This window comes from Mesorhizobium maamorense (assembly GCF_044998965.1).
Lineage (GTDB): Bacteria > Pseudomonadota > Alphaproteobacteria > Rhizobiales > Rhizobiaceae > Mesorhizobium.
In genome coordinates this window covers 4,411,793-4,423,784 of record NZ_CP173356.1, presented here as the reverse complement: position 1 = coordinate 4,423,784, position 11,992 = coordinate 4,411,793, and the positions used below count along the sequence as shown (strand labels likewise).

The 11,992-nt window shown below is 62.2% G+C and carries 15 protein-coding genes and 2 pseudogenes; 5 read left to right on the top strand and 12 right to left on the bottom strand.

The window, feature by feature from the left end; translation table 11 throughout:
- Positions 1-9: 9 nt before the first annotated feature.
- Positions 10-195, bottom strand: a complete 186-nt coding sequence (locus ACIU1A_RS22135; protein WP_404925288.1) for a hypothetical protein — start codon at positions 193-195, stop codon at positions 10-12.
- Between the two features lie 202 nt (positions 196-397).
- Between ACIU1A_RS22135 and ACIU1A_RS22130 the strand changes: the two genes are divergently transcribed.
- Entirely contained in the window at positions 398-571 is a 174-nt protein-coding gene (locus tag ACIU1A_RS22130; protein ID WP_140522262.1) for a hypothetical protein, read from the top strand.
- A gap of 121 nt (positions 572-692) precedes the next feature.
- Positions 693-1,122, top strand: a pseudogene (locus tag ACIU1A_RS22125) (CBS domain-containing protein).
- Between the two features lie 54 nt (positions 1,123-1,176).
- On the opposite strand, the gene ACIU1A_RS22120 reads toward ACIU1A_RS22125, so the two are convergent.
- The 3 genes from ACIU1A_RS22120 to ACIU1A_RS22110 form a co-directional block, all read right to left on the bottom strand.
- On the bottom strand, positions 1,177-2,367 hold the full coding sequence (locus ACIU1A_RS22120; RefSeq protein ID WP_140560363.1) for an NADH-quinone oxidoreductase subunit D: 1,191 nt from the start codon (positions 2,365-2,367) through the stop codon (positions 1,177-1,179).
- Between the two features lie 77 nt (positions 2,368-2,444).
- Complete coding sequence (locus ACIU1A_RS22115; RefSeq protein WP_140513581.1) at positions 2,445-2,831, bottom strand: hypothetical protein; 387 nt, start codon at positions 2,829-2,831, stop codon at positions 2,445-2,447.
- Positions 2,832-3,001: 170 nt separating this feature from the next.
- Positions 3,002-3,715 (bottom strand): MgtC/SapB family protein, encoded by a 714-nt coding sequence (locus tag ACIU1A_RS22110; RefSeq protein ID WP_404925287.1) that lies wholly within the window; start codon positions 3,713-3,715, stop codon positions 3,002-3,004.
- Between the two features lie 149 nt (positions 3,716-3,864).
- Between ACIU1A_RS22110 and ACIU1A_RS22105 the strand changes: the two genes are divergently transcribed.
- Positions 3,865-4,482: a flavodoxin family protein gene (locus ACIU1A_RS22105; RefSeq protein WP_140522254.1), complete on the top strand. Its 618-nt coding sequence runs from the start codon at positions 3,865-3,867 to the stop codon at positions 4,480-4,482.
- Positions 4,483-4,581: 99 nt separating this feature from the next.
- Here the strand turns inward: ACIU1A_RS22105 and ACIU1A_RS22100 are convergent, their stop codons facing one another.
- Entirely contained in the window at positions 4,582-4,863 is a 282-nt protein-coding gene (locus ACIU1A_RS22100) for a hypothetical protein (RefSeq protein WP_140496145.1), read from the bottom strand.
- Between the two features lie 364 nt (positions 4,864-5,227).
- On the opposite strand from ACIU1A_RS22100, the gene ACIU1A_RS22095 reads away from it, so the two are divergent.
- On the top strand, positions 5,228-5,566 hold the full coding sequence (locus ACIU1A_RS22095; RefSeq protein ID WP_404925286.1) for a DUF427 domain-containing protein: 339 nt from the start codon (positions 5,228-5,230) through the stop codon (positions 5,564-5,566).
- 78 nt (positions 5,567-5,644) lie between these two features.
- Here ACIU1A_RS22095 and ACIU1A_RS22090 read toward each other — a convergent pair whose 3' ends face one another.
- The 3 genes and pseudogenes from ACIU1A_RS22090 to ACIU1A_RS22080 form a co-directional block, all read right to left on the bottom strand.
- The gene (locus ACIU1A_RS22090; RefSeq protein WP_140816678.1) at positions 5,645-6,061 is read right to left on the bottom strand and encodes an HD domain-containing protein; all 417 of its coding nucleotides are present in this window, start codon (positions 6,059-6,061) and stop codon (positions 5,645-5,647) included.
- Between the two features lie 14 nt (positions 6,062-6,075).
- Positions 6,076-7,130: pseudogene (locus ACIU1A_RS22085) on the bottom strand (ATP-dependent DNA ligase).
- Complete coding sequence (locus ACIU1A_RS22080) at positions 7,082-7,498, bottom strand: GFA family protein (protein WP_140584373.1); 417 nt, start codon at positions 7,496-7,498, stop codon at positions 7,082-7,084. Before ACIU1A_RS22080 ends, ACIU1A_RS22085 begins: the two are co-directional and overlap by 49 nt.
- A 238-nt stretch (positions 7,499-7,736) precedes the next feature.
- Between ACIU1A_RS22080 and ACIU1A_RS22075 the strand changes: the two genes are divergently transcribed.
- Positions 7,737-8,345, top strand: a complete 609-nt coding sequence (locus tag ACIU1A_RS22075; protein ID WP_404925285.1) for a cysteine hydrolase family protein — start codon at positions 7,737-7,739, stop codon at positions 8,343-8,345.
- 19 nt (positions 8,346-8,364) lie between these two features.
- Here ACIU1A_RS22075 and ACIU1A_RS22070 read toward each other — a convergent pair whose 3' ends face one another.
- From ACIU1A_RS22070 to ACIU1A_RS22055, 4 genes are all read right to left on the bottom strand, one after another.
- The gene (locus ACIU1A_RS22070; RefSeq protein ID WP_404925284.1) at positions 8,365-8,808 is read right to left on the bottom strand and encodes a PPC domain-containing DNA-binding protein; all 444 of its coding nucleotides are present in this window, start codon (positions 8,806-8,808) and stop codon (positions 8,365-8,367) included.
- A gap of 146 nt (positions 8,809-8,954) precedes the next feature.
- Positions 8,955-9,119, bottom strand: a complete 165-nt coding sequence (locus tag ACIU1A_RS22065) for a hypothetical protein (RefSeq protein WP_181165226.1) — start codon at positions 9,117-9,119, stop codon at positions 8,955-8,957.
- Between the two features lie 101 nt (positions 9,120-9,220).
- Positions 9,221-10,819 carry a DHA2 family efflux MFS transporter permease subunit gene (locus ACIU1A_RS22060; RefSeq protein WP_140496139.1) on the bottom strand — a complete coding sequence of 533 codons (1,599 nt, stop codon included), beginning with the start codon at positions 10,817-10,819 and terminating at the stop codon, positions 9,221-9,223.
- Positions 10,816-11,982, bottom strand: coding sequence for an HlyD family secretion protein (locus ACIU1A_RS22055; RefSeq protein ID WP_404925283.1), 1,167 nt, complete (start codon positions 11,980-11,982; stop codon positions 10,816-10,818). The genes ACIU1A_RS22060 and ACIU1A_RS22055 overlap by 4 nt, the downstream gene beginning before the upstream one ends.
- Between the last annotated feature and the right edge of the window lie 10 nt (positions 11,983-11,992).

Below are 11,992 nucleotides of genomic sequence, written 5' to 3'. Positions count from 1 at the left end.
TCCCGACGGTCAGCTTACCGCTTTGATCGATTTTGCCAGTTCTTCGAGCTTGTGCGGATCGTTGCCGTGACGGCGCACGAGCTCGCGTGGCTGATTGGACGGCAGATCGGCTGTCGCCGCCAGTTGCCGGACCTGTTCACTGTCGACCGCGACTTGGGGCAAGTTGCTGCCGGAAATTCTCTCGTCACCAGCCATCGTCTTTCTCCTCGATCGATGCCGAGACAACGGATTGGAAAACCGTCCGGTTCCGAAAGACGGGGCTGAAGTCGACCGGCGGATCCGATCGGCAGCGCGCCGTCTCGATCCGTGGCGGCAAGGCCGGAGGCGACCGCGAATTGGCGATGGAACAAATGACGCCGGCCAGGAGTTGCGTCCCGAATGAAGGGAGGTGATCCCGATGCCAAACCCAGGAAAACCAGATCCCAATCGCGACGTGCCGATGCCGGCGCCGACCTGGAAGCCCGAACCGATCGAGGAGCCTGATCCGGAACAACTCCCGGACGAGGCGCCTCTGCCCAATCCCGACGAGAACGAAGAGTCGCCGATGCATGCCGGGAGCCGCGTCGTCTGAACGTGCGACGCATGAGATCCCGATCCCGTGGCAATGGAACCTCTTGGGCCGGCGCCATTGTCCCTCCATCGTGTTTCCATCACAGCAACGGCAAGGGGCGCTTCAACCAAAGGAGAACATCATGAAAGTTGGCAACTGCATGACGCAAGGCGTTCAGGTCGCCAGTCCGGACCAGACCCTGCGGGAGGCCGCCGCCGCCATGGCCAGCCTCGATGCCGGCGCTCTGCCCGTAGGCGAGGACCACCGGCTGGTCGGAATGATCACTGATCGCGACATCGCCGTCCGTGGCGTCGCCCAGGGTAGGGGCCCGGATACGCGAGGTGATGAGTGCCGAGATCAGGTACTGTTACGACGACGAGGAGATCGAGGACGTGCTCCAGCAGATGGGGGACCTTCAGGTTAGGCGGCTGCCGGTGATCAGCCGTGAAAAACGGCTGGTTGGCATCATCTCGCTTGGCGATCTCACGAAAAACGGCGAGGCAGCACGAGCCGGCGAAGCGCTGAACGGCATCTCACAGGCAGGCGGCGCGCATTCGCAGACGGCACACTGACCATCGATGACATGGCGAAAGCGCTGCCCGCGTCCCGCGGGCGGCGACGGCGGTTCAGCGATCGATCTCTCCAAAGACGATGTCGAGGGAGCCGATGATCGCCGAGACGTCGGCGATCATGTGCCCCCGGGACAGATAGTCCATCGCCTGCAGATGTGCGAAGGACGGCGCGCGAATCTTGCACCGGTAAGGAACATTGCCCCCATCCGAAACCAGATAGACGCCGAACTCGCCTTTCGGCGCCTCGACGGCGGCATAGACCTCGCCCTCGGGCACGTGATGGCCTTCCGTGTAAAGCTTGAAATGGTGAATGGTCGCTTCCATGGAGCGTTTCATCTCCGCGCGGCGTGGCGGCGTGATCTTCCGGTTGGGAATTGCGACCGGTCCTTGGCCTTGCGGCGACCGTAGCTTGTCAAGACATTGCCTCATGATCCGGACCGACTGGCGCATCTCCTCCATTCGTACGAGGTAGCGGTCATAGCAGTCGCCGTTCTTGCCGATGGGAATATCGAAATCCATCTGCGGGTAGCATTCGTAAGGCTGCGCCTTGCGCAAATCCCATGCCGCGCCCGACCCACGCACCATTACGCCCGAAAATCCCCAAGCCCAGGCATCGTCGAGACCGATGACGCCGACGTCGACATTGCGCTGCTTGAATATGCGGTTTTCGGTGAGCAGTTCTTCGAGATTGTCGCAGACCTTGAGGAACGGATCGCAGAAATCCCACATATCGTCCAACAGGTCCGGGGGAAGATCCTGATGTACGCCGCCGATCCTGAAATAGTTGGCATGCATGCGGGCGCCCGATGCCCGTTCATAAAACACCATCAGTTTCTCGCGTTCGGCGAAACCCCAGAGCGGCGGCGTGAGGGCGCCGATATCCATCGCCTGCGTGGTGACATTGAGCAGATGGGACAGCAGCCGGCCGATCTCGCAATACAGCACGCGAATGAGCTGGCCGCGCTGTGGAGCCGAGATCCCGAGCAGCTTCTCCGCCGCCAGGCAGAAGGCGTGCTCCTGATTCATCGGCGCCACATAGTCAAGCCTGTCGAAATAGGGCAGGGCCTGTAGGTAGTTCTTGTACTCGATCAACTTCTCCGTGCCCCGATGCAGCAGCCCGATATGCGGATCGACGCGTTCGACGACTTCGCCGTCGAGTTCGAGCACCAGCCGCAGGACGCCATGCGCCGCAGGGTGCTGCGGCCCGAAGTTTATCGTGAAATTGCGGACCGTCGCGTCAGCCATGACGCCCTCCTTCGACCGTTGCCGCCTGGCACCGGGAATGGGACATCCGCCGAAGCACCGGGTTCTGTCCCACGCCGTCAGGTCGTGGTCTGGATGATCAGCGTCAGCGTGCCGTCGCCGTCAATGTTGGCCGCCACCACTTCGGAGGCATCAAGTCCATTCGCGGCCAGGACCGAGGAAGCTTCCGGCGATGCGCTGACCGAACGCTGCAGGACGTGAAGGTCTTCCTGGCTGGTCTGGGCAACCACGGTCTCGACCTTGGCCTTGAGGTCGGGTGGCAAGTCCGCCAATGCGACGATGGCTATGTTGGTGAATGTCTGTCCGGTGATGCCCTGGTCGGGGCCGGTCTGACCTGGCACGGCTTCCGGTGCCGGTGCGTCCGGGGGAAGGGGTGCGTTTTGGGACTGAGCATGGGCAGGCAAAGCCAGAGTGAGTGCCGCCAGGATGATGATTGCCTTGTTCATGATATCTTCCTTCCTTGTTCGAGGAGGGTCGATCGGGATGACGCGCGACAGAGACTGCAAGCCATCGCCTCGAACAGCGTTGCGTGTTCAAAGCGCGAAGTCCGGATTTGTTCCGGCTCCGGTCGAATCCGGGGCCAGGGACGAGGACGCAGTCGCTCCCACTGCCCTGTCTATGGCCGAGGGCCTTTATCGCTGATCGCGTCAAATCGTTCGATGTCGTAGCGCGGACTGATCCGCGCCAGTATCTCGACGGAGGGTTTGGCCGCGTCGGGCTGTTTCCAGCTCAGCTCGAAGGAGAATACGAACCGGCCGCGCTCGACGTCGTGCTGCATTCCGAGAAAGCGCCAGCGATAGCCCAGCGGTTGAACCAGTGCGTCGAGGTCAGGCGGAACGCCGTTCGCCGACGAGATCGCCAGGATCGCATGATGGGTTCGTGGGATCCACAGATCGACCTGCTTCAGCACCTGAAGCGTTATCAACGTTAAAACCGTCCCCGCTGTGCCAAGTGCCAGTTGTCCGCCGCCGAAGGCGAGGCCGATTGCGGTCATGACCCACAAGGTGGCGGCCGTGGTGACACCCGTCACGAAATCGCCGCGGCGGAGAATGGCTCCGCCGCCAATGAAGCCGACGCCCGTCAGCACGCCCAGCGGAAAACGCAGCACGTCCATCACACTGAACGAATCCGCATCCTTGCCACCCACCTCGAGCAGGATATTGGCCTGCATCATCGCGATCGCGGCCGCCAGGCCGACCAGGATGGTTGTTCTGAGCCCGGCGGTATGGCCGCGGGCTTCCCTGTTCATTCCGATGATCACGCCGGCAACAAAAGCAAGAGCCAGGCGCAGGGCTAGGTCGGTCAAGGTTGGATGAAGCGGCATGGTCATAGCGGGGACGACTCACGCAATGGGCTCGTTCTCCAACACCGCGGAGCGTTCGATGGTTCCCTAGGTGGAAGGTGAAGCTTCTTGTCGGGTTCAGGCAACCCACGACGTCCCGGTGCGTTTGGCACAGAACGCACTCGGGAGATCTTTCCATGCCGCTCACCGCCTTTGCGCTCAATTGCACCTTGAAGGCCTCCGACGACGCCGAGAAATCGTCCACGGACCGCCTGCTGGCGGATCTGCTGGCGGCAATGGTGCCGCATGGGGTCCGCGGCGAGATTGTTCGCGCCCTCGACCATGACGTCAAACCCGGCGTGCTGTCGGACATGGGCGAGGGAGACGGTTGGCCGCAGCTCCGCAGGAAGATCCTCGACGCCGACATCTTCGTACTGGGCCTGCCCATCTGGCTCGGCCAGCCGTCGAGTGTCGCCAAGCGCATCCTGGAGCGCATGGATGCGTTTCTATCGGAGACCGACAAACAAGGCCGGATGCCGGCCGCCGGCAAGGTCGCGATCGTGGCGATCGTCGGCAATGAAGACGGCGCTCACGCCTGTCACGCGGCGTGCTTTCAGGCGCTAAACGACGTCGGCTTCACGATTCCTGCCAATGGCGGCGTGTATTGGGTTGGGCAGGCTATGGGCGACGTCAACTATGTCGACCTGCCCGGAACGCCGGAAGCCGTGGTCGAGATGATCGAAATGACGGCTTCGAATGCGGCCCATCTGGCCAGCGTGCTGAAGGAAAGGCAGTATCGCGGCGTCGGAAAGTGAAGAGATTTTCGTGGCGGCACAGAGTGCCCGTTGCCCTGACGCCCTCGGCCACTCGATGGTTGCCGAGCGCCAACAAGATCAGTGTCGGCGCCCTTGGGGTCAGGGCTCGTCAAAAGGCCCGGCTCGCCTGGCCAGATCGCGCGATATGGCACCTTCCTCTTCGTCATCGGGCAATGCCTCGTCGCTGTTCTGGTAGGCGTTGTCATCGTCCTCCTCCGGCAGGTCGCCTTCCTTCTCGACGTCGACGACGGCGTCGACATTGTCGGACACCTTGTCTGGAAGAACCCTGCCGCCCTTGATTGCATCCCAGTCCGCCTGCTGGATTGCCGGGGCTTCAGTTTCGTCCCGTTGTTCGGATCGTTGCTTCTTGCGCGGTTCCATCTCATGTCTCCGATATGAACGGGTGCCTCATGTGGCCCCTTTGTCGCCAGTTGCGTCGCTTTCCGCCGCCAGAACTCGGCTATCCCGATGGGTCGTGGAATCGGAAAGGCTAACGGATAACCGCCGACCCGGCCCATTGTTCCTCTCAGCGGGATCGGTTGGTGTTCCGCCTTGGGCCTGGGATGCAGCATCGCGGGGTAGCCGCCGCATTCGCGCAACCAATCCCGCATTACCTCGTTTTGCCTTTGAGACCGGCCCTTGAACTTTACCGATTGGAAATCTCAGAGACACTCAAATGAACCCTTCAGCCGAGCCCCGATCACCGTCGGGAAACAATCTCCATATTCAGCCTTTCCATGGAACGGTGACTGTCAGATTCTCCGACGCCATCATCGCCTCCACCGAACATGCGCTGCAGGTCCAGGAAACGGGGAGGGATCCTGTGTTCTACATCCCGTTCCAGGACATCTATTTCGACCTGCTCGAGAAAACCGATACCACCTCGATATCGCCAAAAGGCACTGCGAGCTACTGGCGCGTGCATGCCGTTGGCGGATCGGCGGATGATTTCATGTGGGCGTATGAAGAGCCCGAGGCGGCTGTCCGGATGCTTGCTCGCCATGCCGCCTTCGATCCCGGCAAGGCTCGCATAGACGCCGATCCCGCTGAAGACGAGCGCCACACGCCTCACATAGTGGAATAGCAGGGCAGCGGCAGGATTTATCCAAGGGAACCGATTCCATTGGATTGTCGTGCGATGACACCGCGGCCCAGGTCGCCTTCACGCTGCGCGGTCTTCGTCGAGAATGCGCAGGCCCTCTTCAAATTTCGCGATGGGAATCCCGGCCCGCCGCGCTTGCCACAGGTTGTCGGCCAGATCGGCACGCTTGACCGGCCGCGCCAGGGGATTTGACGCAGCCCGGCGCACGAAAGCGATTTCATTCTCGCCAGGCCTCTTCGTCAGTGCATCGACCGCGGCGACAATCGAGGGGCCAAACCCCGCCGATTTCAGCCTTGTCCTTGTCCAGCCTTCCCCTTTTTCGAGGACGTCATGCAGATAAGCCACGATCTTCTGGTCAAGGGTTTCGACCGTGTCGACCACGCGCCTGCAGTGTTCGATATAGGGTTGCCCGGTCTTGTCGGTCTGCGATCGATGCGCGTCCTCGGCAATCTTGGCCGCCCGGTAGAGCATGCTCATTGCCAGCCCTTTCTTCATTGGATCTGTTCAAAGCGGCATTGCCGCGGCGCCTTGTCCGGCCGCCATCGCAGCAGTTTCGTTCCATGGCGAAACCGATTGCCGGTGACATGATCGAAACGGACTTCGACCACCAGCTCCGGCCGCACGGGCTCCCACTCCCCGCTGCGTTCGGTGCTCCAGCGGCTCGGTCCGCCGGGAGCCTTGCCGGTAAAGCCGGGTCCGCCTCTCAGGTTCTCGAGCTTCGCGGTAATTTCTGCCCTGTCGTCCTTGCCGATCGTCGACGTAAACCCGACATGGTCGAGCTTGCCGTGGTCGTCATAGAGTCCGAGCAGCAGGGATCCGACCTGGCTGCTGCCCGTCAGGTAGCGGAACCCGCCGACGACACAGTCCGCGGTGCGCAGCCGCTTCACCTTGATCATGGTGCGCTCGCCCGGCCGATAAGGGTCCGTCAGCAGTTTGGCGACAACTCCATCGGTGGAGCCGTGGCCGGCCTCGCCCAGCCAGCGCCTGGCGGTGGTCACGTCGGTGGTGCGCGGCGACAACCGCAACGAGGAAACGCCCGACGTCGTGACGAAGCGCTCGATCGCGGCCCGTCGTTCCGTCAAGCTCTTGTCGAGCATGATCCCGCCGTCCGGATCGGCGAGAATGTCGAACAGGACGAGACGGGCCGGGGTTTGCGCGCTCAGCATGCGAATCCTGCTTTCAGCAGGGTGAAGCCGCATCTGCAAGGCCTCGAAGGAGGGATCGCCATTCACTTCGATGACTATCTCGCCGTCGACGACGAAAGACTGGATATCGAGATCGCGCAGCATTGTCGTTATTTCCGGAAAATACCGGCCGAGCGGCTTGCCGGACTTGGCCCTGAGATCGACGCTTGCGGCGCCTTTGAAGGCCAGGCAGCGGAATCCGTCCCACTTAGGCTCATACTGCCAGAGACCGTCGTCGCCCGGCAGTGCGTCGGCCGCCTTGGCCTCCATGGGGGGGTATCCAAAGGCAGCGGAAAAGCAGCGGCCACGGCCTCTACCACCGCTCTTCGGCGTCGTGGTGCGGCAGGTCCACACCGCAGCATGTCCATCCGAGCCGTTGCGCGGATCCGTAGTTGTAGCGTGGCTCGAGATCGGCGGGATCGTCGAAGGTGCCGACATGCAGGGCGATCTCATCCGGCGATGCATCGTAGGCCAACGCGATGGGCGATCCGCAGTCGCGGCAGAAGCTTCTTTGTGCAATGGGTGATGACCTGCGGCAGAAAGGCTTGTTGGAAAGCCATTGCAAGCTGGCCGATGGTACCCACGCCAGGACTGCAAACGCACTGCCGGTCGAGCGTCGGCACATGTCGCAGTGGCAATAGTGAGCGCGCGGCCTGGAGATGGTGCGATAGCGGACATTGCCGCACAGGCATCCCCCGGTTCGTTCTCTCATTTCTTGCTGCGCGACCATTGGCCGATCTCTCGAACCTCGATGCTGGTCAACGTTCCACCGATGATGTGGTTTCCGAAAGCCCGAGGGGAACGAGTTTCGCTGCCTCGCGTTTGGTCGGCACTCGAGAAACTGGGGACTAGCGCAAGGATGTCGACTTGAACGGAACCCCTATCCGGCTGGCATGTACGTTCAGGTATCCGTCCCTGGCCGCCTTGTGCCGGCTCGACGCCGAAGACGACAAAGCGGGTTGCTGCTGATGTCGGTTCCGGGTCTGGCATATGGACCTCTGGGCGATCATTGCGCCCATCTGTGTGTCGACATGCAGCGGCTGTTCGCCGAGCCGTCGGAGTGGGCGACACCCTGGATCACCCGTGTCCTTCCCCGGATCGTCAGCCTTGCCGAAAGATATCCTTCACACACGATCTTCACTCGCTTCCTTCCGGCGCGAAGCCCGGGGCAGGGCGCCGGCACCTGGAAGCGGTACTATGAACGCTGGGCATCGATGACCATCGACAGGATCGGCGAGGAGATGATCGAACTCCTGCCGCCGCTGGCGGCATGCTGCCCGCCGGCGATCGTTGTCGACAAGCACATCTACTCACCGTGGCCCGAAGGGCATCTGCACACGCTGCTTTCATCCCGCCGGATCGACACTCTCGTCATCACCGGCGGCGAGACCGACGTCTGCGTTCTGGCGACAGTGCTTGGCGCGATCGATATCGGCTACCGCGTCGTTCTGGTGACGGATGCCCTGTGCAGCTCTTCGGATGCAACACACGACGCGCTGATGACCGTCTATCATCAGCGGTTCGCGCAGCAGGTCGAAACGGTCGAGATGGAGACGGTTCTTTCCAACTGGACCTGATCTCGAAGCAATGTCCAGGTCAGGCGCTCAGGTCGATCAAGGCGATGCCGAGATCGGCGTGTTTCCTGCGGCGCAGATGAGCGGGGGACTCGACCAGTGTGACCTCCAGCGTCGGTCGCACCACGCCGCCCATCAGATGTCCGCCCCGCGTCGCTCCGTCGCTCAGTCCGAGCACGGCATGCAAGTGGAGGCTGGGCTTGCCGTCATCGCCCAAGGCAATGTCGCCGATCGCGCTGAGAACCTCGCACTGCTCGTTGACCGGTATCTTGCGATAGTCCTTTGCCTCGAAATCGAACCAACCGACCGCTGCTCGCTCGAACGCGCCAAGCGCGGTCAGCGATGCGCCGTCGATCTGTTCTTCGCTGGCAAAGGCAGTGAGCGCGCCAATCGCCTCTTCGCCAGGCTCGAGCACCAACACGAAGGTCCTCTGTCCCGCGACTTTCGAAACCAGTTTCGATTTCATTGCCGTTGTCCTGTAGCCAAGGCGCAGAAACCTTGGCGGTGAATTTTCAGGCCGGCCCACTTATTCGAACGAACCGTTCGCGCCCCGGTTCCATATTGCGGCAGGCGCGCGGCGTCGAAGCGACCGGCCAATATCGCTCCGAACGCCTAGCCCTCAGCCTTAAAGTTCTTGGCTTCCTTTTTCACCTCTTTCCTGTCGTTGTCGTGCTTGCGGATGAGATCTTTCGCCTGCTTGGGCGAGACGTCGGTCGTTTCGGCCAGATGCACGGCTTCGCGATCTTCGTCTTGTGGCCGGATCTTTTCCTTGGCCATCGGTCTGTCTCCTTTTTTCCGTGTCATGGGACGTAACCAGACAAGCGCCCCCCGGTTCCATGAAACTGCCCTGCTCGAGGGAGCGCCTGCCTCGGCAGAAGCTATTTCGCGGAGGAACTCGACTTGGGAGAGCGCAGCAAAAGTGCGAGCGGCACGAGCAGGGCGGTCGCGATCGCGGAGTAGCGAAACAAGTCCACGTAAGCCAGAAGCGTCGCCTGCCGGCCTATCGTCTGGCCAATCCAGCCGACCGCCTGGACTTTCGCCTCGACCGCGGGCGAGCCCTGAGCGACGAAATAGTCGGTCATGCGCCGAAGCATCTGCTGATAGACAGGCGAGGACTGCGCCGTGTTGCCGATCAGATGGGTCTGATGCAGTTGCGCGTTCTGCGCCACGACGGTGTTGGAGAGCGATACGCCGACGCTGCCGCCGATGTTGCGGGCGACATTGATCAGCGCCGAGGCCTGGTTGGTCTTTTGCGGCGGCAGGCCGACATAGGCGGCCGTCGAAATGGGGATGAACAGGAAGGGAAGCCCTACCGTGATGAAGATGCGGGCATAGGTGAAATAGCTGAAACCGGCATCCGGCGACAGTGAGGTCAGGTGCCACAATCCCACGGCAACCGCCGACATGCCGATCATGATCAGGTATTTCGGCTGCACGAAGCCGGAGGCGAAGCCGGAAATCGGCATCAGCATCAGCATGGCGATGCCGCCGGGCATCATCGAAAGCCCCGAAAGCGTCGCGGTGTAGTCGAAGGTGGTCTGCTGGAGCTGCGGCAATATCTGCGTGGTGCTGAACAGCACCGCGCCGACCGCCATCATCACCAGGAAGGATGTGCCGAACTGGCGGGTGAAAACCAGCCGCATGTCGACGATCGGATCGCGATGGCGAAACTCCCAGGGGATCAGGAAAAGGAACGAGACGGCCGAGATCACGGCGAACGTCGTGATGAAGCCCGAGGCAAACCAGTCGTTGCGCTGGCCCTCGTCAAGGAAGATCTCAAGGGATCCGAGCGCCAGCACGACGAAGATGAAGCCGACCCAGTCGATCTTGAGGCCATCCTTCAGCCTCTCCTGGCGCTCGCGCTCCAGCACGTCTGGTTCGACCAGCAGCCATTGCACAAGGGCCAACGACATGATGCCGAAGGGCACGTTGATGAAGAAGATCCAGTGCCAGGAGAAATGGTCGGTCAGCCAGCCGCCGATGGTCGGCCCGACCGTCGGTGCAACGATGACGGCGATGCCGTAGAGCGCGAAGGCCTGCGAGCGTTTTTCGGGCGGGAAAGTATCGGCGAGGATCGACTGCTCGCTGGGTGCCATCCCACCGCCGCCCAGTCCCTGAAGGATGCGAAACAGGATCAGCATTTCCAGGTTCGGCGCGAGGCCGCAGAGCAGCGACGCGAGCGTGAAGGTAGCGACGCAGATCATGTAGTAGCGTTTGCGGCCGATCACGCCGGCGAGCCAGCCGCTGATCGGGATGATGACGGAATTGGCGACCAGATAGGTGGTGATGATCCAGGTGCTTTCGTCCATTCCGGCCGCGAGGCTGCCGGCTATGTTGCGCAGCGCCACATTGGCAATGGACGTATCGAGCACCAGCATGAAGGTGGCGATGGAGACGACGATGGCGATAAGCCAGGGATTGCGCCCGCCCGCGGCGGACCGGCTTTCGCCGGCTTGCGCGGTCGCCTGGCCGGTCATCGCACCTTGACCGTCGGCACGACGGACATGCCGGGCCCGAGCAGCAGGCCGGTCTTCTTGTCGAAGACGATCTTCACGGGCACGCGCTGCACCACCTTGACGAAATTGCCGGTCGCGTTCTCTGCGGGCAGCAGGCTGAAAGCGGTTCCGCTGCCGGCCTGGATGCTGTCGACGTGGCCCCTGAAGGTCTGCTCCGGGTAGGCGTCGATATCGATCTCGACGGGCTGGCCAGGCCGCATAAGGTCGAGTTGTGTTTCCTTGAAGTTGGCCTTCACCCACACGTCCTCGGGCACGAACATCATCAGCACTTGCCCCGGTTGGGCATATGCGCCCACGGCGGCGGATATGTTCGTCGCCCGTCCGGCCACCGGAGCGGTGATCGAGGTGCGGGAAAGCGCGGTGCGGGCCTGCTCTTCGCTGGCATGGACCTGGTCGAGTTTTGCCGCCACGCTTTTGCGCTGGGCCTCGAGGACGGCGACTTGTCTCTGGGCCGCCACGACGTTCGCCTGCGAGCTGTCGAGCGTCGCCTGGGTCTGGCGAAGCGTCGAGGCAGCCTGTTGCGCCTGCTGCAGCGTTCCGGTTCCCTTGGCAAGCAATTCGCTGTTGCGCTGATTTTCGGCTTTCGCGAAATCAAGCGCTGCCCGGCCTTGCGACACCTGCTTCTGGGCTTGGTCCACCTTGGCCTGCTGCGCTTCGATCTGGGCTGCGATGTCAGCGGTTTCGGCGTCGGCCTGCGCCACCTGCGCCTGAGCCTGCTTGAGGGATGCCTGATAATCCCTGTCATCGATGCGCAGCAGGACGTCGCCGGCCTTTACGCTCTGGTTGTCGGTTACCGCCACATCGGTGATGCGGCCGGCGATTTCGGCGCCCACGGTTACGGTACGGGCGTCGATGAAAGCGTCGTCGGTCCACTCATACTGCCGCGCCTGGAGCCACCAGATTATCGTTGCGGCCGATGCCAGCAGCAGAACAAGGATGACCGCCGCGGTGACGTAGGGGTGCCGCCTGAGCGAGCCGAACAGGCCCTCTTTGTTCCCGGCGGAAGCATCGAGGTCCTGTTTCGGTTGTGGGCGCGACGAGGCGCGCTTCGGTCGTGCATCGGGGCGACGTTTTGTTTGAGGTCTTTCGTCGACCGGTGCGACGTCTGGAGAGTTCGTGTCCACGTTAGCGGTC

Coding starts and splice junctions, on each gene's coding strand:
- ACIU1A_RS22135 (WP_404925288.1), bottom strand. CDS start 195: ATGGCTGGTGACGAGAGAATTTCCGGCAGCAACTTGCCCCAAGTCGCG.
- ACIU1A_RS22130 (WP_140522262.1), top strand. CDS start 398: ATGCCAAACCCAGGAAAACCAGATCCCAATCGCGACGTGCCGATGCCG.
- ACIU1A_RS22120 (WP_140560363.1), bottom strand. CDS start 2,367: ATGGCTGACGCGACGGTCCGCAATTTCACGATAAACTTCGGGCCGCAG.
- ACIU1A_RS22115 (WP_140513581.1), bottom strand. CDS start 2,831: ATGAACAAGGCAATCATCATCCTGGCGGCACTCACTCTGGCTTTGCCT.
- ACIU1A_RS22110 (WP_404925287.1), bottom strand. CDS start 3,715: ATGACCATGCCGCTTCATCCAACCTTGACCGACCTAGCCCTGCGCCTG.
- ACIU1A_RS22105 (WP_140522254.1), top strand. CDS start 3,865: ATGCCGCTCACCGCCTTTGCGCTCAATTGCACCTTGAAGGCCTCCGAC.
- ACIU1A_RS22100 (WP_140496145.1), bottom strand. CDS start 4,863: ATGGAACCGCGCAAGAAGCAACGATCCGAACAACGGGACGAAACTGAA.
- ACIU1A_RS22090 (WP_140816678.1), bottom strand. CDS start 6,061: ATGAGCATGCTCTACCGGGCGGCCAAGATTGCCGAGGACGCGCATCGA.
- ACIU1A_RS22080 (WP_140584373.1), bottom strand. CDS start 7,498: ATGGTCGCGCAGCAAGAAATGAGAGAACGAACCGGGGGATGCCTGTGC.
- ACIU1A_RS22075 (WP_404925285.1), top strand. CDS start 7,737: ATGTCGGTTCCGGGTCTGGCATATGGACCTCTGGGCGATCATTGCGCC.
- ACIU1A_RS22070 (WP_404925284.1), bottom strand. CDS start 8,808: ATGAAATCGAAACTGGTTTCGAAAGTCGCGGGACAGAGGACCTTCGTG.
- ACIU1A_RS22065 (WP_181165226.1), bottom strand. CDS start 9,119: ATGGCCAAGGAAAAGATCCGGCCACAAGACGAAGATCGCGAAGCCGTG.
- ACIU1A_RS22060 (WP_140496139.1), bottom strand. CDS start 10,819: ATGACCGGCCAGGCGACCGCGCAAGCCGGCGAAAGCCGGTCCGCCGCG.